Source organism: Pseudomonas resinovorans NBRC 106553 (genome assembly GCF_000412695.1).
Classification (GTDB): domain Bacteria; phylum Pseudomonadota; class Gammaproteobacteria; order Pseudomonadales; family Pseudomonadaceae; genus Metapseudomonas; species Metapseudomonas resinovorans_A.
Map to the genome: position 1 here is coordinate 4,094,923 of NC_021499.1, position 18,460 is coordinate 4,113,382.

Annotated in this window: 21 protein-coding genes; 11 read left to right on the forward strand and 10 right to left on the reverse strand. The window is 65.4% G+C overall.

Features of this window, described 5'->3' with window-relative positions; genetic code table 11:
* Window positions 1-14 precede the first annotated feature (14 nt).
* Together prpB and PCA10_RS18525 are read right to left on the reverse strand one after the other, a co-directional pair.
* On the reverse strand, window positions 15-899 hold the full coding sequence (gene prpB / locus PCA10_RS18520; protein ID WP_016493593.1) for a methylisocitrate lyase: 885 nt from the start codon (window positions 897-899) through the stop codon (window positions 15-17).
* Complete coding sequence (locus PCA10_RS18525) at window positions 896-1,618, reverse strand: GntR family transcriptional regulator (protein ID WP_016493594.1); 723 nt, start codon at window positions 1,616-1,618, stop codon at window positions 896-898. Before PCA10_RS18525 ends, prpB begins: the two co-directional genes overlap by 4 nt.
* A 303-nt stretch (window positions 1,619-1,921) precedes the next feature.
* On the opposite strand from PCA10_RS18525, the gene rloA reads away from it, so the two are divergent.
* From rloA to PCA10_RS18540, 3 genes are read left to right on the forward strand one after another with little or no spacing between them, the layout of a single operon-like run.
* On the forward strand, window positions 1,922-2,458 hold the full coding sequence (rloA, locus tag PCA10_RS18530; protein ID WP_016493595.1) for a retropepsin-like aspartic peptidase RloA: 537 nt from the start codon (window positions 1,922-1,924) through the stop codon (window positions 2,456-2,458).
* A gap of 5 nt (window positions 2,459-2,463) precedes the next feature.
* Window positions 2,464-3,990, forward strand: a complete 1,527-nt coding sequence (rloB, locus tag PCA10_RS18535; protein WP_016493596.1) for an osmotic stress tolerance membrane protein RloB — start codon at window positions 2,464-2,466, stop codon at window positions 3,988-3,990.
* A 3-nt stretch (window positions 3,991-3,993) separates the two neighbouring features.
* Window positions 3,994-4,980 (forward strand): alpha-L-glutamate ligase-like protein, encoded by a 987-nt coding sequence (locus PCA10_RS18540; protein WP_016493597.1) that lies wholly within the window; start codon window positions 3,994-3,996, stop codon window positions 4,978-4,980.
* Between the two features lie 516 nt (window positions 4,981-5,496).
* Here the strand turns inward: PCA10_RS18540 and speE are convergent.
* A complete protein-coding gene (gene speE, locus PCA10_RS18545) occupies window positions 5,497-6,357 on the reverse strand; it encodes a polyamine aminopropyltransferase (protein ID WP_016493598.1) in 861 nt (286 codons plus the stop codon).
* A 224-nt stretch (window positions 6,358-6,581) separates the two neighbouring features.
* Between speE and PCA10_RS18550 the strand changes: the two genes are divergently transcribed.
* Together PCA10_RS18550 and PCA10_RS18555 are read left to right on the forward strand one after the other, a co-directional pair.
* The gene (locus tag PCA10_RS18550; RefSeq protein ID WP_016493599.1) at window positions 6,582-7,442 is read left to right on the forward strand and encodes a DNA-3-methyladenine glycosylase family protein; all 861 of its coding nucleotides are present in this window, start codon (window positions 6,582-6,584) and stop codon (window positions 7,440-7,442) included.
* A 1-nt stretch (window position 7,443) separates the two neighbouring features.
* A complete protein-coding gene (locus tag PCA10_RS18555; RefSeq protein WP_016493600.1) occupies window positions 7,444-7,944 on the forward strand; it encodes a methylated-DNA--[protein]-cysteine S-methyltransferase in 501 nt (166 codons plus the stop codon).
* Window positions 7,945-7,959: 15 nt separating this feature from the next.
* Here PCA10_RS18555 and PCA10_RS18560 read toward each other — a convergent pair whose 3' ends face one another.
* The 6 genes from PCA10_RS18560 to aroC all read right to left on the reverse strand — a co-directional run bounded on the left by PCA10_RS18560 (window position 7,960) and on the right by aroC (window position 12,931).
* A complete protein-coding gene (locus PCA10_RS18560) occupies window positions 7,960-8,517 on the reverse strand; it encodes a histidine phosphatase family protein (RefSeq protein WP_016493601.1) in 558 nt (185 codons plus the stop codon).
* A 176-nt stretch (window positions 8,518-8,693) separates the two neighbouring features.
* On the reverse strand, window positions 8,694-9,377 hold the full coding sequence (gene mtnC, locus PCA10_RS18565; protein ID WP_016493602.1) for an acireductone synthase: 684 nt from the start codon (window positions 9,375-9,377) through the stop codon (window positions 8,694-8,696).
* Between the two features lie 60 nt (window positions 9,378-9,437).
* Window positions 9,438-9,983 carry a 1,2-dihydroxy-3-keto-5-methylthiopentene dioxygenase gene (locus tag PCA10_RS18570; protein ID WP_016493603.1) on the reverse strand — a complete coding sequence of 182 codons (546 nt, stop codon included), beginning with the start codon at window positions 9,981-9,983 and terminating at the stop codon, window positions 9,438-9,440.
* A gap of 88 nt (window positions 9,984-10,071) precedes the next feature.
* On the reverse strand, window positions 10,072-10,686 hold the full coding sequence (locus PCA10_RS18575) for a methylthioribulose 1-phosphate dehydratase (RefSeq protein ID WP_016493604.1): 615 nt from the start codon (window positions 10,684-10,686) through the stop codon (window positions 10,072-10,074).
* Window positions 10,683-11,843, reverse strand: coding sequence for an MFS transporter (locus PCA10_RS18580; protein WP_016493605.1), 1,161 nt, complete (start codon window positions 11,841-11,843; stop codon window positions 10,683-10,685). The genes PCA10_RS18575 and PCA10_RS18580 overlap by 4 nt, the downstream gene beginning before the upstream one ends.
* Window positions 11,840-12,931: a chorismate synthase gene (gene aroC, locus PCA10_RS18585; protein ID WP_016493606.1), complete on the reverse strand. Its 1,092-nt coding sequence runs from the start codon at window positions 12,929-12,931 to the stop codon at window positions 11,840-11,842. The genes PCA10_RS18580 and aroC overlap by 4 nt, the downstream gene beginning before the upstream one ends.
* A 130-nt stretch (window positions 12,932-13,061) precedes the next feature.
* On the opposite strand from aroC, the gene PCA10_RS18590 reads away from it, so the two are divergent.
* Complete coding sequence (locus tag PCA10_RS18590) at window positions 13,062-14,042, forward strand: alpha/beta hydrolase (RefSeq protein ID WP_016493607.1); 981 nt, start codon at window positions 13,062-13,064, stop codon at window positions 14,040-14,042.
* 107 nt (window positions 14,043-14,149) lie between these two features.
* Window positions 14,150-14,935 carry a hypothetical protein gene (locus PCA10_RS18595; RefSeq protein WP_016493608.1) on the forward strand — a complete coding sequence of 262 codons (786 nt, stop codon included), beginning with the start codon at window positions 14,150-14,152 and terminating at the stop codon, window positions 14,933-14,935.
* Between the two features lie 9 nt (window positions 14,936-14,944).
* On the opposite strand, the gene prmB is transcribed toward PCA10_RS18595, so the two are convergent.
* Entirely contained in the window at window positions 14,945-15,859 is a 915-nt protein-coding gene (gene prmB, locus PCA10_RS18600; protein WP_016493609.1) for a 50S ribosomal protein L3 N(5)-glutamine methyltransferase, read from the reverse strand.
* 213 nt (window positions 15,860-16,072) lie between these two features.
* Here prmB and PCA10_RS18605 point away from each other — a divergent pair, with 213 nt between their 5' ends.
* The 4 genes from PCA10_RS18605 (at window position 16,073) to folE (ending at window position 18,362) form a co-directional block, all read left to right on the forward strand.
* Entirely contained in the window at window positions 16,073-16,669 is a 597-nt protein-coding gene (locus tag PCA10_RS18605) for a cysteine hydrolase family protein (protein WP_041770347.1), read from the forward strand.
* A 96-nt stretch (window positions 16,670-16,765) separates the two neighbouring features.
* Window positions 16,766-17,086, forward strand: coding sequence for a hypothetical protein (locus PCA10_RS18610; RefSeq protein WP_016493611.1), 321 nt, complete (start codon window positions 16,766-16,768; stop codon window positions 17,084-17,086).
* Between the two features lie 52 nt (window positions 17,087-17,138).
* On the forward strand, window positions 17,139-17,711 hold the full coding sequence (locus tag PCA10_RS18615; protein ID WP_016493612.1) for a Smr/MutS family protein: 573 nt from the start codon (window positions 17,139-17,141) through the stop codon (window positions 17,709-17,711).
* Window positions 17,712-17,813: 102 nt separating this feature from the next.
* Window positions 17,814-18,362 (forward strand): GTP cyclohydrolase I FolE, encoded by a 549-nt coding sequence (gene folE, locus PCA10_RS18620; protein WP_016493613.1) that lies wholly within the window; start codon window positions 17,814-17,816, stop codon window positions 18,360-18,362.
* Window positions 18,363-18,460 lie beyond the last annotated feature (98 nt).

Consider the following 18,460-nt stretch of genomic DNA (forward strand, 5'->3'; position numbering starts at 1 on the left):
CGGCCTGCTTCCGGTCATTTCTTGGCGGCGAACAGGGCGTCGAGCTTCTGCTCGAAGGCGTGGTAGCCGATGCGGTCGTACAGCTCCGCACGAGTCTGCATGAGGTCGATGACCTCTTTCTGATGGCCGTCGCGGCGGATGGCGGTATAGACGGCTTCAGCTGCCTTGTTGGCGGCGCGGAAGGCCGACAGCGGATACAGCTGGATGGCCACGCCGACCGAGGCCAGCTCATCGCGGGAGAACAGCGGGGTGGCGCCGAACTCGGTGATGTTGGCCAGCACCGGCACGTCCAGGGCCTCGACGAAGCGCTTGTAGGTGGGCAGGTCATAGGCGGCCTCGGCGAAGATGCCGTCGGCGCCCGCCTCCACGTAACGCTGGCAGCGCTCGATGGCGGCATCCACGCCTTCGGCCTGGATGGCGTCGGTGCGGGCGATCAGGAAGAAGTTCGGATCGGTCTTGGCATCGGCGGCGGCGCGGACGCGGTCGACCATTTCCTCGGTGGAGACGATTTCCTTGCCCGGACGGTGGCCGCAGCGCTTGGCGCCGACCTGGTCTTCGATATGGGCGGCGGCGGCGCCGGCCTTGATCAGGTTCTTGACCGTGCGCTCGATGTTGAAGGCGCTGGGGCCGAAGCCGGTATCGATATCCACCAGCAGCGGCAGGTCGCAGACGTCGGTGATGCGGCGCACGTCGGTGAGCACGTCGTCCAGGGTGTTGATGCCCAGGTCCGGCAGGCCCAGCGAACCGGCGGCGACACCGCCACCGGACAGGTAGATGGCCTTGAAGCCGGCACGCTTGGCCAGCAGCGCGTGGTTGGCGTTGATGGCGCCGATCACCTGCAGCGGATGTTCTTCGGCGATGGCGTCGCGGAAGCGCTGGCCGGCGGTTTTCTGACTCATGACTCACCTCGTGTCTTGGACGGGTTGGCGAGCGCTCCCTGGTAGTGGCGCTCGATATTGCGCTTGGAAGCACCGATGTGACGGCGCATCAGCAACTCGGCCAGTTCGCCGTCACGATCGGCGATGGCATCGAGAATTCGGTGGTGCTCGTTGAAGGCCTGGCGAGGCCGGTTCGGCACGGAGGAAAACTGCAGGCGGTACATGCGCACGAGCTGGTAGAGCTCGCCGCAGAGCATCTTGGTCAGGGTCTGGTTGCCGCTGCCCTGGATGATCCGGTAGTGGAAGTCGAAGTCGCCTTCCTGCTGGTAGTAGCCGCGGCCGGCCTGGAAGGCCTCGTCGCGCTCATGGGTATCCAGCAGCCGGCGCAGCTCGTCGATCTCGCCCTGGGTCATGCGCTCGGCGGCCAGGCGGCACGCCATGCCTTCGAGGGATTCGCGTATTTCGTAGAGCTCGATCAGCTCGGCATGACTGAGGGCGACGACCCGCGCACCGACATGGGGCACTCGCACCAGCAGCCGCTGGCCCTCCAGCCGGTGGATCGCTTCGCGCAGCGGACCGCGGCTGATGCCGTAGGTACGCGCAAGCTCAGGCTCGGAGATCTTGCTGCCTGGGGCGATCTCGCCGCGCACGATGGCCGCCTGGATACGCCGGAAGACACTCTCGGCGAGGGTTTCCGAGTCCAGCGGTTCAGCGGCAGTGATTTCAGTATCGTCCAGCATGATTGTCGACACATTCTTGTTTGGTGAGGCAAAACTATCGCCACAAGAAGGTCGTGTCAAACCTCATTCGACGAATTGTCGACAATCTGTCTAATAGCCAAAATACCGGGAGCACCATCATGCTCCGCTACTTGCCGCCATAAGCGGCTGTCCCAGCGGAAAATCCGCGTGTTAGAATGCGCGCCGCCAGCGCCAGTCTGGGCGCCAAAGACTTGCCTGCTAGACTCCCAGACCAGGCGCCGCAGCCATGAAGGCCGTGGGCCGGGCTCCTGGACCGATGACCGCGTTACGCTCAAAGGACTTATGACACTCAAGCCCTTCGCCCTGTTTACCTTCCTGCTCGCCCTCCCCGGCCTCGGTTTCGCCACCGAGAAGACCGTCTACGGCCTCAATGAATACGCCAAGCTGAAGGATCTTGACCTGGTCGTCGCCGCCAAGCTCGACACGGGCGCCAAGACGGCTTCCCTCAGCGCGCGTGACATCAAGCGCTTCAAGAAGGACGGCGAGACCTGGGTACGTTTCTACCTGGCCATCGACGACGCTCACGAACACCCGATCGAGCGCCCCCTTGCACGAATCAGCAAGATCAAGCGCCGCGCCGGAGACTTCGATCCCGACGAAGGCAAGACCTATACCGCCCGCCCGGTCATCGAACTGGACGTGTGCATGGGCAAGGCCCTGCGGCAGATCGAAGTGAACCTCACCGACCGTAGTGCTTTCCAATACCCGCTTCTGATCGGTTCCGAGGCGCTCAAGCGCTTCGATGCACAGATCGACCCGAGCCTTAAATACGCAGCCGGCAAACCCGATTGCACCACCGACGCAAACTCTGACGAGTAACCGACATGCGCTCTCTTACCCTGCATCTGAAAGTCCTGATCACCCTGTTGGTGAGCCTGGGCGTTCTGATAACGGCCTACCAGATTTTCATCCAGGGCATTCCGATCACCGAGGATGCGACCGACGACCTCTGGAACATCGACGCCAAGGTCGAGTTCGTCGCCAATCCGCGCGACCCGGTCAAGGTGCAGATGTTCGTCCCGCCGCTGAACCGGGACTACGTCAGCCTCAATGAGAGCTTCATCTCCAACAACTACGGGGTGAGCATCAACCGCGCCGACGGCAACCGCCGGGTGACCTGGTCCGCCCGTCGCGCCAGCGGCAACCAGACCCTCTACTACCGCCTGGTGCTGACCAAGCGCTACAGCGGCGAGAAAGCCAAGGACAAGGGTCCGATCTTCCGCGACAGCATCGCGGTGGAAGGCCCCGAGAAGATCGCCGCCGAAGCCCTGCTGGCCCCCATCCGCCAGCACTCGGCCGACGTCGAGACCTTCATCAGCGAGACCATCAAGCGGGTCAACAACCTCAACGACGACAACGTCAAGCTGCTGCTGGCCGGTGACCCGAGCACCCCCAACAAGGCCCGCGTGATCGAGCTGCTGCTGTCCATCGCCCATGTGCCGATGGAGCGCGTGCACACCATCCGCCTGGCGGCCGACCAGCCGCAGAGCCCCGAGCTCTGGCTGCGCAGCTTCAACGGCGAGAACTGGCTGTACTTCAACCCGGAATCCGGTGAACAGGGCCTGCCGTCCGACCGTCTGGTCTGGTGGGTGGGCGATGACCCGCTGATCACCGTCGACGGCGGCAAGAAACCCCAGGTGACCTTCAGCCTGAACAACAGCGAGATGAACGCCATCCGCCTGGCCAAGCTGACTGACGAGAACACCGACGCCGACTTCCTCGAGTACTCGCTCTACGGCCTGCCGCTGCAGACCCAGCAGACCTACCAGATCATGATCATGATCCCGATCGGCGTGCTGGTGATCCTGATCCTGCGCAACCTCGGCGGCCTGCAGACGCTGGGTACCTTCACCCCGGTGCTGATCGCCCTCGCCTTCCGCGAGACCCAGTTGGGCTTTGGCATCGTGCTGTTCACCATCATCACCGCGCTCGGCCTGTCACTACGTTCCTACCTGGAACACCTGAAGTTGCAGATGCTGCCAAGGCTATCGGTGGTGCTGACGTTCGTGGTGGTGCTGATCGCCGTGATCAGCCTGCTCAGCCACAAGCTGGGCCTGGAACGCGGCCTGTCGGTCGCCCTGTTCCCAATGGTGATCCTGACCATGACCATCGAACGCCTGTCCATCACCTGGGAAGAGCGCGGCGGCGGCCATGCCTTCAAGGTGGCCATCGGCACCCTGGTCGCGGCTACCCTGGCGCACCTGCTGATGACCGTGCCGGAGCTGACCTACTTCATCTTCACCTTCCCGGCAGTGCTGTTGATCATGGTGGGCTTCATGCTGGCGATGGGTCGCTACCGCGGCTACCGCCTGACCGAACTCTTCCGCTTCAAAGCCTTCCTGAAGGACTGAGCCATGTTCGGCCTGATCAAGACGTGGAAAGCCCTGGAAGCCAAAGGCATCATGGGGATCAACCGACGCAACGCGGACTACGTGCTGAAGTACAACAAACGGCACCTGTACCCGATCGTCGACGACAAGATCATTACCAAGCAGCGCGCCATCGAGGCGGGGATCCACGTACCGGAAATGTACGGCGTGATCTCCACCGAGAAGGAAATCGAGAAGCTCAACGAGATCATCGGCGAGCGTAACGACTTCGTGATCAAGCCGGCGCAAGGCGCCGGCGGCGACGGCATCCTGGTGATCGCCGACCGTTTCGAAGGCCGCTACAAGACGGTATCCGGCAAGATCATCAGCCACGAGGAAATCGAGCACCAGATTTCCTCGATCCTCACCGGCCTCTACTCCCTCGGCGGGCATCGCGACCGCGCGCTGATCGAGTACCGCGTGACCCCGGACCAGATCTTCAAGAGCATCAGCTACGAAGGTGTACCGGACATCCGCATCATCGTGCTGATGGGCTACCCGGTGATGGCCATGCTGCGCCTGCCGACCCGCCAGTCCAACGGCAAGGCCAACCTGCACCAGGGCGCCATCGGCGTGGGTGTGGACCTGGCCACCGGCGTCACCCTGCGCGGCACCTGGCTGAACAACAAGATCGCCAAGCACCCGGACACCACCAACGCGGTGGACGGCGTGCAGCTGCCCAACTGGGACGGCTTCATGAAGCTGGCGGCCGGTTGCTACGAGCTGTGCGGCCTGGGCTACATCGGTGTCGACATGGTGCTGGACCAGGACAAGGGCCCGTTGATCCTCGAGCTCAACGCCCGCCCCGGCCTGAACATCCAGATCGCCAACGACTGCGGCCTGACCCATCGCGCCCACGCCGTCGAGGCTCGCCTCGAGGAGCTGAAGGCCAAGGGCATCCAGGAGACCCCGGAAGAACGCGTGCGATTCGCCCAGGAGCTCTTCGGCCATATTCGGCCGGCGGAAGTCTGATCGCCCCTGCGTTGAAAAAGCCCGGCCAAGAGCCGGGCTTTTTTATGGGATTCGGAAGCTCAGCTAATTTCCGAGCAGGCTGCAGCTTTTCGTTTCGCCTTCCCAGGCGACTCCCTTTGGCAGTCGACGGAGTGCCGCCCACCCCAAAGGAAGCAAAAGGCTTGCCCCGACATCCGGGTTTGGCTTCGCCAAACTCCCCTCCTTCCATCCTTGCTCCGGGGGCACGGCGCGAGGGGCCATCCATGGCCCCGCGCGCCTCTCGCGGCATCCATGCCGCTCAACCCCCTCCACAAGGATTCCACTCGGCCTCCTGAAGGGGCGCTTTGCGCGGCGTCATCCCCTCTGCTCGCTTTCAGATCGGTACAGGCATCAGGACTGCTTCGCGCCTGCCGGCGCGAGCCCCCCCTCGCCCTTAAGGGAGAGGGGCCGGGGGAGAGGGTATGCCGGCCCGCACGGACAACACCCATCATGAAAAAGGGGCCCATCAGGCCCCTTCTCTCAACGCTACCCGCAACCTCAATCGTTGCTCGGCTTGTTCACCGCATGCAGCACGTACTGCGGCAGGGCGAAGGCGCCGACATGGACTTCCGGGTTGTAGTAACGGGTCACGATGCTGCTGCCGGCGTAACGCTGGCGCAGGGTTTCCAGCGGTAGTTTGCGCATCTCGGGGTCGGTTGCGCCCCAGGCGAAGGTCATGGAACCGCCGATATAGGTCGGTACCGCCGCCTGATAGAAGTGCCAGTCGGCGAACAGGCCGTTCATGCGGCTGGCGGTGTTCTGCACCTCGCCCAGCTGCATGAAGGGGGTGCCGTTCTGGGTCACCAGCACGCCGCCGTCATTCAGGCAGCGGCGGCAGGCCTGGTAGAAGTTCTCGGAGAACAGCACCTCGCCCGGACCGATGGGGTCGGTGGAGTCGGAGATGATGACGTCGAACTTATCAAGGGTGGTGGCGACGAAGCGCATGCCGTCGTCGACCACCAGGTTCAGGCGCGGATCTTCATAGGCGCCCTTGGAGTGGTTCGGCAGGAATTCCTTGCACATATCCACCACGGTGCCGTCGATCTCGACCATGGTGATGCGCTCGATATCGCGGTGCTTGCACACTTCGCGCAGCATGCCGCCGTCACCGCCGCCGATGATCAGCACGCTCTTCACCGCGCCGTGGGCGAGGATCGGCACGTGGGTGAGCATCTCGTGGTAGATGAACTCATCCGCCTCGGTGGTCTGGATCACGCCGTCCAGGGCCATGACGCGGCCCATGCGCGCGTTCTCGAAAATCACCAGGTGCTGGTGCTCGGTGCGCACTTCGTGCAGCAGCTTGTCCATGCGGAAACGCTGGCCGTAACCGTCGTAGAGAGTTTCCTGATAGTCGCTCATGGGTTGTCTCCCTTGCTGGCTGTAGTGGCGGACGGTGCCTGTCCTGATCGGAGGCCGCCCCATGAAAAGGCGCGCATTCTACGATGGCTTCGATGTCAGGTCGAACCGCGGCCGGAGAATTTGAAAGTCAGTTTTGCAGAGACGGCGGCGCGCCGAGAGAATATCGTCGCACCATCAGCGCTATCGCTTCCCTTCACCTGATTCCCGCGAGCCCACGTAAGTCCATGCGCCTTGAGTATTTCGAGCCCTGGAGCTGGCAGCAGTTCCAACAACATTTCGCCCTGCGGCGCCTGCCCGGCGTCGAGCAACTGACGGCCGACAGCTACTGCCGCAGCTTCCGCCTGGGCGAGCGCAACGGCTGGTTCCGCCTGCGCCCGCTGGCCGGCGCCCTGGAGCTGGAGCTGAGCCCCGCGGTCCGCGACCTGGAGGCGCAACTGGCGCCGCGCATCCGCCGCATGTTCGACCTGGACAGCGATCCCGCCGCCATCGCCCTGCACCTGGGCCGCGACCCGCTGCTGCAGGATCTCCTGGCGCGCTATCCGGGCCTGCGCCTGCCAGTGGCCTTCGATCCCTTCGAGCAGGGCGTGCGCACCATCATCGGCCAGCAGGTCACGGTGAAGGCGGCCGTGACCATCGCCGGGCGCCTGGTGGAACGACTCGGCGACCCTCTGGAGAACGCCCCGGAGGGCGGCCCACAGCGGCTCTTCCCTACCCCGCAGGCCATAGCCGAGGACCCGCTGCCCGGTATCGGCATGCCCGGCAAGCGTGTCGACACCTTGCGCCGTTTCGCCCAGGCGGTGGCCGACGGCAGTCTGGAACTGAACCTGGCGGCCGGCGTCGAAGCCCTCATCGAACGTCTCTGCGCCCTGCCCGGCATCGGCCGCTGGACCGCCGAGTACATCGCCTTGCGCGCCTTCGGCCAGCCGGATGCCTTCCCCACCGCCGATCTCGGCCTGCTCAAGTCACCGCTCTGGGGGCCGGACGGCATCAGCGCGCGGGAACTGGCCAAGCGCGCCGAACAATGGCGGCCCTGGCGCGCCTACGCCGCCGTCTACCTGTGGCAGAGCTACGCAGAGGACAACTGACATGTACTTCCGCTTCCATGACAGCCCCACCGGCCCGCTGTTGCTCGCCGGCGACGCCGCCGGCCTGCAGATGCTCTACATGGACACCGAGCGACGCGGCTACCCGAACGCCGACTGGCAGCCGGCAACCCGTCAGTTCGACGAAGCCTGCCGGCAACTGGACCGCTACTTCGCCGGCAAGCTCAAGCGCTTCGACCTGCTTCTCGCCCCTCACGGCACACCTTTCCAGCAGCAGGTCTGGCAGGCCCTGCTGCAAATCCCCTTCGGACGCACCACCAGCTACAGCGAGCTGGCGGAAAGCATCGGCAAGCCGAAAGCGGTCCGCGCCGTGGGCACCGCCAACGGCGCCAACCCGATCTCCATCATCATTCCCTGTCACCGGGTAATCGGCCGCGACGGCAGCCTCACCGGCTATGCCGGCGGACTGCCGCGCAAGGCACTGCTGCTGAAGCTCGAAGGGGTGAACCTGCAGCCCGTGCAGGACCAGTTGCTGCTGATCTGAAGGAGGCCCGCTCGTTCAGGGCGGCGCGATATGAGCAAGGACCTTCGGCGGATCGGCCAGGGGGAGTTCGATGATCAGCCCCTCGCCGTTCTTCGGCGAGATTCCCGTCAGGGCCTTGATATTGACCTGGTGGCTGACCATGACCACCGGGCGGTCCTTGGGCACCTTGTCGATGGCCTTGCGCAACTCCACCGTCTGCGCGGCCTGGCTTTCGGGGTCGCTGAAAAAGGAGTCCAGCGCGGAGAGGGTTTCCACCGCCCCCAGGCCCATTTCCTGGGCGGTGTCCTGGGCCCGGCACCAGTTGCTGGTGTAGAGACGCGGTTTCTCCACCTTGCGCCCCGTCAGCAGCCGCCCCCAGCGCTTGGCTTCCTGGCGCCCCTTGTCGCTGAGGTTGCGCTGGGTACTGCAATCGCCCAGGCGAAAACCTTCCGGGTCGCCGGTGCCGGGGGCCGTGGTATGGCGCAGCAGGAGAAAGGCCTTGCCCTCGCGCAGGGCCTGCCAGGCCGACTTCTGGTCGGCTACCGCCGGCAACGCCAACAGCGCGAGCAACATCAAGACAATGAAGCGGGTCATGGCCGGATAGTCGCGCTGGACGACCGGCCGCAAGGTGCCCTGTACAGACCCGGACGGGCCGTGACGACGCAGAGGCAGGAACCCATGGGGACGCTCCCGGATGGTTGCAGTCACCCCAAGGATAGATCGGCCGACAGAAGCCTTCCTCGCGCTCCGTCAGACGATTGCTGCGCGAATCAGATCCGCGTCAGATCGATAACCGCGAAACTGGCCACGGTCTGGTGATCGCCCAACTCGCCGCCCTCGCGGGCCAGGCCGATGGTCTGCATGCCGGCGTCGCGCGCGGCGTCCAGTTCCTGGACCACGTCCGAGAGGAACAGGATCTCGTCGCCCAGCAGGCCGATGGCGGCGGCGATGCCCCGGTAGGAGTCCGCCTCGCGCTTGGGGCCGGAGGTGGTATCGAAGTAGCCGGCGAACAACGGCGTCAGGTCACCGGCCTCGGAGCAACCGAAAATCAGCTTCTGCGCCTGGATGGAGCCCGAGGAATAGACGTAGAGGTGGTATCCCTGCTCGCTCCAGCGGCGCAGGGCTTCCACCGCGTCCGGGTAGACATGGCCCTTGAGCTGGCCGGCGTTGTAGCCCTGCTCCCAGACCATGCCCTGCAACGCCTTGAGCGGCGTGGCCTTGCGGTCTTCGGCGATCCACCCGAGGAGAATCTCCACCACCCGCTCGACGCTGGCGCCGGCCTCGCCGCTTTCAGCACGCACCGCCTCGATCTGCTGCGCCACCGCAGGCTCGTCGGCGCGGGTCAGCACGAACTCCGGCAGGTAGCGGGTGGCGAAGGGGAAGAGCACGTCGAAGACGAAGCTCACCGCGCTGGTGGTGCCTTCGATATCGGTGAGGATGGCCTTGATGGGCATGGGGAACTCCGGTGAATCAGACGGATGCGCGGGGCCCGGGCCCCGCGCGGTGGTGCGGGCTCAGTCTTCCAGCCGGGGGAAGCTTTTCGCGATCTCGTCGCCGGTGAACTGGGCGACCCAGCCTTCCGGGTTGTTGAACAGGCGGATGGCGACGAAGTGCGGGCGCTCGCCCATGTCGAACCAGTGGCGCGTGCCGGCCGGCACCGAAATCAGGTCGTTCTTCTCGCACAGCACGGCGTAGACGTAGTCGTCGATATGCAGGGTGAAGAGGCCACGGCCGGCGACGAAGAAGCGCACCTCGTCCTCGCCATGGCGATGCTCGTCGAGGAACTTGGCGCGCAATTCGGCCTTCTGCGGGTGGTCGCTATCGAGGCTGACCACGTCCACGGTGACGTAGCCCTGCTCCTGCTTCAGCCGGTCGATCTGCGTGCGGTAGGCGGCCAGCACTTCGTCCTGGCTGGCGCCGGGTGCAATGGCGGCGCTGGCTTCCCAGCGTTCGAAGCGCACGCCGACGGACGCCAGGGTGGAGGCGATGTCATCCAGGTGGGTCAGGACCTTGTTCGGCAGGTCGGGGCTGGATTCGTGGTAGACGGTCAGGCTGCTCATCGGGGTACTCCTTGCGAGGCCTCCTCCCGGCTCTGGGGCGGGTCGGAGGCGCCGGAATTCAGTCAGGCATCTTCGTGTGAAGGAAGCGTCAACGCTGGGTGATCGAGAGCATCTTCAGCTCGCACTCGAAGAGAAACTCGAAGGCTTCGACCTGGCGCAGGGCATCGCTCATGCGCGGCCCCCAAGTATAGAGGCCGTGGCCACGGATCAGGTAACCCACGCAGTCGGGGTGCTCGTCCAGCCAGGGTTGCACCTTGGCGGCCAGGCGGGCGATGTCCTGGTCGTTGTCGAAGATCGGCACCAGCACCTGGGATTCATGGGTGCTGACACCGCTGAAGGCCTTCTGCAGTTCGTAGTCGGCGAACACCAGGGAATCGGCCAGGGTCAGGCGCGAGAGCACGGTGGCGTTCACCGAGTGGGTGTGCAGCACCGCACCGATTTCCGGCTTCCAGCGGTACAGCTGGGTGTGCAGCAGGGTTTCCGCCGAGGGCTTCTTGCCCGGCTCCAGGCTGTTGCCGTCCAGGTCGGTGGCCAGCACATCGTCCGGGCCGAGCTGGCCCTTGTGCTTGCCGGAAACGGTGAGCAGCGCCTGGTCGGCCGACAGGCGCGTCGAGTAGTTGCTGCTGGTGGCCGGGGACCAGCCGCGACCATAAAGGAAGCGTCCTGCTTCGATGATTTCCTGGGCGAGTTGTTGGCGATTCATGCCCGCTCCTCTTGCAATCGGGTGGCAATGATAATGGCTGCGGCGAGTGCCGCGAGACTGGCGATGCCGTAGGTCCAGACCGGCCCCAGGGTGCTCCAGCTGTAACCGGAGTAGAGCGCACCGAGGGCGCCGCCGGTACCGGCCAGGGCGGCGTAGAGCGCCTGGCTCTGGCCCTGCTGGCGGGGTCCGAAGCGACGTTGCACGAAATGGATGGCGGCCGCGTGAAAGCTGCCGAAGGTCGCCGCGTGCAGCAACTGGGCGAACAGCAGCACCGGCAGCTGGTCAGCGAAGTTGCCCAGCAGCAGCCAGCGCAGCGCGGCGATCAGGAAGCTGGCCAGCAGCACCACGCGCACCGAGTAGCGCGTCAGGATGCGCGCCATCACCAGGAACAGCAGCACTTCGGCCACCACCCCCAGCGCCCACAGTTGGCCGATCAGGCTGCGCGAATAGCCGAGGGACTCCAGGTAGATGGTCTGGAAGCTGTAGTAGGGCCCGTGGGACAACTGCATCAACCCCACGCACAAATAGAAGGCAAGCACGCCCGGCTGACGCAGCTGGGCGAGGAAGCCGCCTTGATCCGAAATGTCCGGCCGCGCCTGGGGTATGGCGTTGGGCACCCAGAAGCTGCTGAGGACGATGCCCGCCATGATGAACACCAGCGCCCAGGGGTAGAGGTCCAGGCTGAACGCCTCGAACAGCACGCCCAGGCCGATCACCGTGAGGATGAAACCGATGGAACCCCAGAGCCGCACCTGGCTGTAGCGCGCCGCCTGGTCCTTGAGGTGGGCCAGGGTGATCACCTCGAACTGCGGCAGCACCGCATGCCAGAAGAACGCGTGCAGGGCCATGATCAACGCCAGCCAGGCATAGCTGTGGCTGACGAAGATCAGCGAGAAGGTGACCAGGGTGCAGAAGGCGCCGAAGCGCACGATATCCAGGCGCCGGCCGCTGCGGTCCCCCAGCCAGCCCCAGAGGTTGGGCGCCACGCAGCGCATCAGCATGGGAATGGCCAGCAGCTCGCCGATGCGCGCACTGGAGAAGCCCAGGTGCGCGAAGTACAGGCCGAGGAAAGGCGCCGTGGCGCCCAACAGGGAGAAGTAGAAGAGGTAGAAGCTCGACAGCCGCCAATAGGGCAGCGCGTTCGCGCCTCCGGTCACAGCTGGCCGAGCACCGGGGTATCGACCCGCACGTCGGCGTTCTGCGCGCGATGGCGCAGCAGGTGGTCCATCAGCACGATGGCCATCATGGCTTCGGCTATGGGCGTGGCGCGGATACCCACGCAGGGGTCGTGGCGGCCCTTGGTGATCACGTCCACCGGATTGCCCTGGACATCGATGGAGCGGCCCGGGGTGGTGATGCTGGAAGTGGGTTTGAGCGCCAGGTTGGCGATGATCGGCTGGCCCGAGGAAATGCCGCCAAGAATGCCGCCGGCGTTGTTGGACAGGAAGCCTTCCGGGGTCAGCTCGTCGCGATGCTCGGTGCCACGCTGGGCCACGCTGTCGAAGCCGGCGCCGATCTCCACGCCCTTCACCGCGTTGATGCTCATCAGCGCATGGGCCAGTTCGGCGTCCAGGCGGTCGAAGATCGGCTCGCCCAGGCCCGGCGGCACGCCTTCGGCGACCACGGTGATCTTGGCGCCCACGGAATCCTGGTCGCGACGCAGCTGGTCCATGTAGGCCTCCAGCTCCGGCACCTTGTCCGGGTCAGGGCTGAAGAAGGCGTTCTGCTCCACCGAATCCCAGGTCTTGAAGGGGATCTCGATGGGGCCGAGCTGGCTCATGTAGCCACGCACGGTGATGCCCTGGGTGGCCAGGAACTTCTTGGCGATGGCGCCAGCGGCGACGCGCATGGCGGTTTCCCGCGCCGAGGAACGGCCGCCGCCACGGTAATCGCGGATGCCGTACTTGTGGTGGTAGGTGTAGTCGGCGTGGGCCGGGCGGAACAGGTCCTTGATCGCCGAGTAGTCCTTGGACTTCTGGTCGGTGTTGCGGATCAACAGGCCGATGGCGCAACCGGTGGTCTTGCCTTCGAACACGCCGGAGAGGATTTCCACCTCGTCGGCTTCCTGGCGCTGGGTGGTGTGGCGGCTGGTGCCCGGCTTGCGGCGGTCCAGGTCACGCTGCAGGTCCTCCAGCGACAGTTCCAGCCCCGGCGGGCAGCCGTCGACTATGGCGACCAGCGCCGGACCATGGCTTTCGCCAGCGGTGGTGACGGTGAACAGCTTGCCGTAGGTGTTGCCGGACATGCACAGTGCTCCGCAGAAATGGGCCTCGATCGAAGGTCGAGCAGTATACCCGCGGCGTCCGGCCAGTTCACCCCTCGAACCTTGTCGCGCCGGTCGCGTCAAACCCGAAGTCATCGATATCGAACTTCCCATGCTGCGAATCTTCCTCCTGCTTCTCCCCCTCCTCGCCGGCCTCGCCCAGGCCGCGCCGCAAAGCGTGTTGCAACGGCCCATCGAGCTGGACACCGGCAACGGTGTGCTGCAGGGCACCCTGCTGCGGCCGAAGACCGAGCAAGCCGTGCCGGTGGCGCTGATCATCGCCGGCTCCGGCCCCACCGACCGCGACGGCAACAACCCCCAGGGCGGACGCAACGACAGCCTGAAGAAGCTCGCCCAGTTGCTCGCCCGCAACGGCATCGCCAGCGTGCGCTACGACAAGCGCGGCGTCGCCGCCAGCTACCCCGCCGGCGCGGACGAGCGCCAGCTCAGCATCGAGCTCTATGCAGCCGACGCCGCCGCCTGGGGCCAGCGCCTGAAGCACGACCCGCGTTTCTCCCAACTGATCCTCATCGGCCACAGCGAAGGTGCGCTGGTCGCCGGCCTGGCCGCGGACGCCGCCGGCGCCGACGCGCTGGTCAGCATCGCCGGCAGCGCACGGCCCATCGACCAGCTGCTGAGCGCCCAGTTGCAGAATCGCCTGCCGCCTCCGCTGCTGGCCCAGAGCGAAGCCCTGCTGAGCAGCCTGCGGGCGGGCCAGCAGGTGGCGCAGGTGCCCAAGGAGCTGGAGGTACTGTTCCGCCCCAGCGTGCAGCCCTACCTGATCTCCCTGTTCCGCCAGGACCCGGCAGAGGCCTTCGGCCGACTGCGGATACCCGCGCTGATCCTGCAAGGCAGCCATGACATCCAGGTCAGCGTGGGCGACGCCAAACTGCTCAAGGCGGTCCGCCCCGACGCCCAGCTGACCATCATCGATGGAATGAACCACATGCTGCGCATCGTCCCCATGGACATGGCGCAACAGCTGGACTCCTACCGCAACCCGCAGCTACCCCTGGCGCGGGAGCTGGGCGAGCGCCTGATCGCCTTCATCCGGGAACTGCCTGACTCCAGAAACGCGAAGCACAGCCGATAAATCCTCAGAATCTGTACGAAATGTCTCCGCACTAAGGTAGCTTTTCACACAGAAACTGAACGGACGTACTAGATCCGTCTTTGCCGGCTCCCACCAGGTACTTCCCGATGACCGAAAGCCCAGCACCCGCTGAACCGCAGAGCGCCGACGAGGCCGAGCCCCAGCCTCATCCCTGGGCGGACCTGGCGGCCGAGACGTTCGAGTTGCTGCGTCTCGCCCCGCTGCCCATCGACCGCCACACCGGGTCGCGGCCGCTGCGTTTCGTCGAGTTGGGTCGGGTGGAACGCCACAGCAAGGAGCAGAGCCTGCTGCGCCTGAGTGTCGGCTTGCCCGGGCAGCGGGTGCACAAGGAACAGAATCTGCTGGAGGTCTGGGTCGACCACCGCAGCAAGGAAGTCCGTTTCGGCCCTGACGGCGGCCTCAGCCTGGAGCCGCTGAACCGGGGGCTGGGACGCTTTTTGCTGGCCCAGGGCATCGGTTGGGCCAAGCAACGCTGGGCGCACTATCGCGTCGAGGGTGGCGCCCTGCCGACCAGGGACGCCCTGGACAACGACCTGCGCCTGCGCCGCGACCATGTGCTGAAGGCCCAGGGGTTCACGGTGGAGTATCAGGACAACCTGCAGCTGAAGGCCAACTATGGCGCCGGCCGGGTCAGCGAACTGCACGGCGACTGGCACCGCGAGAAGGTCCAGCCGGTCAGCCTGCAGGACGCCGCCGCGATGCTCGAGCAGGCCGACCAGAACCTGCAGCGCCAGGAGGTGGAGATCCGCAAGCTGGAAGAGCGCATCGCCGTCTACAAGCGCGAGGACGGCGGGCTGCGCTTCACCATTACCTGCCTGGTGGCTTTCGCCGTGTTCCAGGCAGGCTTGCTGATCTGGATCACCACCCACTGACCCCTGGGGTCAGGCTTTGACTCGCGAACGGAACAGCTCCTGGTGTTCGCGGCACTGCCTGGCGCTGAGCATGAATACGCCGTGGCCGCCATGTTCGAAGTCCAGCCAGAGGAAGTCCACTTCCGGATAGAGCGACTCGACGTGCACCTGGCTATTGCCCACTTCGACGATCAGCAAGCCCTTTTCGGTCAGGTGGTCGGCCGCTTCGGCGAGCATCCGTCGTACCAGGTCCAGGCCATCGTCGCCGCACGCCAGGCCCAGTTCGGGCTCGTGGAGGAACTCGGCCGGCATGTCGGCGAAGTCCTCGGCATCCACATAAGGCGGGTTGGAGACGATCAGGTCGAAGCGCTGGCCCGGCAGGCCGTCGAAGCCATCGCCCTGCACGGTGTAGACGCGGTCTTCCAGGCCGTGGCGCTCGATGTTCAGGTTGGCCACTTCCAGTGCGTCGAAGGACAGGTCGCCGAGTACCACCTCGGCGTCCGGGAAGGTGTGGGCACAGGCGATGCCGATGCAACCGGAACCGGTGCAGAGGTCGAGCACCCGCGCCGGTTCATGGGGTAGCCAGGGGGCGAATCGCTGCTGGATCAGCTCGCCGATGGGCGAACGCGGCACCAGCACACGCTCGTCGACGATGAAGGGCATGCCGCAGAACCAGGCCTCGCCCAGCAGGTAGGCCACCGGTACGCGCTCCTCGATGCGCCGGAGCAGCAGCTCGCGTAGGCGGGCGCTTTCGTCGTCCTCCAGGCGGCAATCCAGGTAGCCATCGGCAATTTCGTAGGGAAGGTGCAGCGCGCCCAATACCAATTGGCGCGCTTCATCCCAGGCGTTGTCGGTGCCATGACCAAAGAACAGATTCTCAGCATGGAAACGGCTGACAGCCCAGCGGATGTGATCACGCAGGGTGCGCAGGCGGGACTCGGACACGGCAACTACCTCAGAAAGCGGGCCGCCGATTCTAGCACCCCTGCCCGGCCGCGGCAGCCCGCAGTGGCCGACGAACGGAAGCCTCCCACCACCCCCTCGGACCGCGCGGCCGTTGGTGGGCACGTCTACACTGGGCAACTGGACCTTGGTCCATGGTTCACTTATTCCGCCGCAGGGCGGACAATAGTGGCCATGTCGTACCTGGAGATTCGCATGTCCGCCCCGAAATCAATGTTCCAGCTCAGTGGCCGTGGCTACCCGCCCGCCAGCCTGAACAATGCCACCTTGGTGATCATCGACGCCCAGGAAGAATACCGCAGCGGCGTCCTCGCCCTGCCCGGCCTGGACGACGCCCTCGGCGAGATCGCCAGCCTGCTGGCCGCCGCTCGCGCCATGGGCAGCGCCATCGTCCATGTGAAGCACCTGGGTGTGCCTGGCGGCATCTTCGACCCCCGTGGCGCGCGCGGCGAGCACCTGCCCGAAGCAGCGCCCCTGCCGGGCGAGATAGTGGTCGAGAAACGCCTGCCCAACGCCTTCGCCGGCACCGACCTGCATGACCACCTGCAGAACATCGGCCACCTCGACCTGATCGTCTGCGGCTTCATGACCCATTCCAGCATCAGCACCACGGTCCGCGCCGCCAAGGACTATGGTTATCGCTGCACGCTGGTGAGCGCGGCCTGCGCGACTCGCGACCTGCCGACCGTCGACGGTGGCGTCATCAGTGCGCAGGACATGCACCGTGTCGAGGTCATCGCGCTGGCCGACAACTTCGCCAGCGTGGTGCCCCAGGCCAAGGCGCTCATCTAGCGGGCTCGTTACATCCCGCGACATCCGCGCGGGGCATGACCGGAACCACCGCCAGCTGGTGCCGGTCATATCCCGATCAAGCAAGAGGACGTCCGGATGAAGTTATCCGATGGTTTCAATGCCCGCCGCCTGCGCCCTCGGCGCCAAGGCAGTTGGCGCTGGCGCTTCGCCGCGGCCCTGGCCGCGCTGCTGGCCGGCTTCGGCGTGCTGCTGGCGATGGCCGGCGCGGCCACCCTGCTCGGCCGCCCCCCGGCCCTTGGCCCCCTGAACGACAGTACCGGCGCCGCCATCGTGCTCCTGCTGTTCGGCCTGCTTTTCCTCTGGGTCGGTGTGCTCGGCTGGCGTCTCAGCCGACGGCGCTCGCGGCGGCGCAACGACCTCAACATGTCGCCGCACCTGATGAAGAAGCGCGACTGAGAGCCTCGAGCGGAGCATTTGGGTAAACTAGCCGCCCTTCGCGGAGGCCTGTATGCAAGACGACGCCCAGAAAGACGACGAAAGCTCCCTGTTCACCATGGAAATGCGCGGTGTGAAGCGCATCCAGAACGATCGCGCCGACACCGGCAAGGTCCGCACCGACCACAAGCAACTGGCCAATCGCAGGCAGAACGCCACCCAGAGTGTGGCCAATGTGAAGGTGGATGGCCTGTCCGACCAGTTCGTCATCGACGTCGGCGCCGAGGACGAACTGCACTGGGCCCGCGACGGCGTGCAGGAAGGCCAGATGCGCAAGCTCAAGCTGGGCCAGATCGGTTTCGACGGCAGCCTCGACCTGCATGGCATGACCGTGGAGAAGGCCCGCGAGACCCTCTGGGACTTCATTGCCGAGGCCAACCGTTTCGAGGTGCGCTGCGTACGCGTTACCCATGGCAAGGCCGCGCGCGTGGACGGCAAGCGTCCGCTGATCAAGAGCCACGTCAACACCTGGCTGCGCCAGCACCCGCAAGTGCTGGGCTTCACCTCCTGCCTGCCGAAGCACGGCGGCACCGGCGCCGTCTACGTGATGCTGCGGCGGACCATGATGGAAGGCCGCGACGAGTGACACACCCGGCGCTCGGGCGGGCTCCCGGTGCAGCCGGCCCTTGCCAGCCGCCCCCTTGGCGCCCTACCCTTCGCCTTTGCGTAAATCCCCACAGGAATTTCCATGTCCCTGGAACAGCATTACACCGCGATCCTCGGCCAGCTCGGCGAAGATGTCTCCCGTGAAGGCCTGCTCGACACCCCGAAGCGTGCCGCCAAGGCGATGCAGTACCTCTGCCGCGGCTACCAGCAGACGCTGGAAGAAGTCACCAACGGCGCCCTGTTCAGCTCCGACAACAGCGAAATGGTGTTGGTGAAGAACATCGAGCTGTACTCGCTCTGCGAACACCACCTGCTGCCGTTCATCGGCAAGGCCCACGTGGCCTACATCCCCAACGGCAAGGTACTGGGCCTGTCCAAGGTCGCGCGCATCGTCGACATGTACGCCCGCCGCCTGCAGATCCAGGAAAACCTCAGCCGCGAGATCGCCGAGGCCGTGCAGAAGGTCACTGGCGCCCTGGGTGTGGCCGTGGTCATCGAAGCCCAGCACATGTGCATGATGATGCGCGGCGTGGAGAAGCAGAACTCCTCCATGGTCACCTCGGTGATGCTCGGCGAGTTCCGCGAGAACGCCGCCACCCGTAGCGAATTCCTCAGCCTGATCAACAACTGAGTTCAAGCGCTTTGAAGAAGCCGGCGCAAGCCGGCTTTTTCATGCCTGTGAAAAGGGGGGGCTTCACGAAGACCTGCACGCACTGGATTGGCAATTTT

Bases quoted from the DNA above. Each gene is read 5' to 3' on its own strand.
- prpB (WP_016493593.1), bottom strand. From the start codon at position 899: ATGAGTCAGAAAACCGCCGGCCAGCGCTTCCGCGACGCCATCGCCGAA.
- PCA10_RS18525 (WP_016493594.1), bottom strand. From the start codon at position 1,618: ATGCTGGACGATACTGAAATCACTGCCGCTGAACCGCTGGACTCGGAA.
- rloA (WP_016493595.1), top strand. From the start codon at position 1,922: ATGACACTCAAGCCCTTCGCCCTGTTTACCTTCCTGCTCGCCCTCCCC.
- rloB (WP_016493596.1), top strand. From the start codon at position 2,464: ATGCGCTCTCTTACCCTGCATCTGAAAGTCCTGATCACCCTGTTGGTG.
- PCA10_RS18540 (WP_016493597.1), top strand. From the start codon at position 3,994: ATGTTCGGCCTGATCAAGACGTGGAAAGCCCTGGAAGCCAAAGGCATC.
- speE (WP_016493598.1), bottom strand. From the start codon at position 6,357: ATGAGCGACTATCAGGAAACTCTCTACGACGGTTACGGCCAGCGTTTC.
- PCA10_RS18550 (WP_016493599.1), top strand. From the start codon at position 6,582: ATGCGCCTTGAGTATTTCGAGCCCTGGAGCTGGCAGCAGTTCCAACAA.
- PCA10_RS18555 (WP_016493600.1), top strand. From the start codon at position 7,444: ATGTACTTCCGCTTCCATGACAGCCCCACCGGCCCGCTGTTGCTCGCC.
- PCA10_RS18560 (WP_016493601.1), bottom strand. From the start codon at position 8,517: ATGACCCGCTTCATTGTCTTGATGTTGCTCGCGCTGTTGGCGTTGCCG.
- mtnC (WP_016493602.1), bottom strand. From the start codon at position 9,377: ATGCCCATCAAGGCCATCCTCACCGATATCGAAGGCACCACCAGCGCG.
- PCA10_RS18570 (WP_016493603.1), bottom strand. From the start codon at position 9,983: ATGAGCAGCCTGACCGTCTACCACGAATCCAGCCCCGACCTGCCGAAC.
- PCA10_RS18575 (WP_016493604.1), bottom strand. From the start codon at position 10,686: ATGAATCGCCAACAACTCGCCCAGGAAATCATCGAAGCAGGACGCTTC.
- aroC (WP_016493606.1), bottom strand. From the start codon at position 12,931: ATGTCCGGCAACACCTACGGCAAGCTGTTCACCGTCACCACCGCTGGC.
- PCA10_RS18590 (WP_016493607.1), top strand. From the start codon at position 13,062: ATGCTGCGAATCTTCCTCCTGCTTCTCCCCCTCCTCGCCGGCCTCGCC.
- PCA10_RS18595 (WP_016493608.1), top strand. From the start codon at position 14,150: ATGACCGAAAGCCCAGCACCCGCTGAACCGCAGAGCGCCGACGAGGCC.
- PCA10_RS18605 (WP_041770347.1), top strand. From the start codon at position 16,073: ATGTCCGCCCCGAAATCAATGTTCCAGCTCAGTGGCCGTGGCTACCCG.
- PCA10_RS18610 (WP_016493611.1), top strand. From the start codon at position 16,766: ATGAAGTTATCCGATGGTTTCAATGCCCGCCGCCTGCGCCCTCGGCGC.
- PCA10_RS18615 (WP_016493612.1), top strand. From the start codon at position 17,139: ATGCAAGACGACGCCCAGAAAGACGACGAAAGCTCCCTGTTCACCATG.
- folE (WP_016493613.1), top strand. From the start codon at position 17,814: ATGTCCCTGGAACAGCATTACACCGCGATCCTCGGCCAGCTCGGCGAA.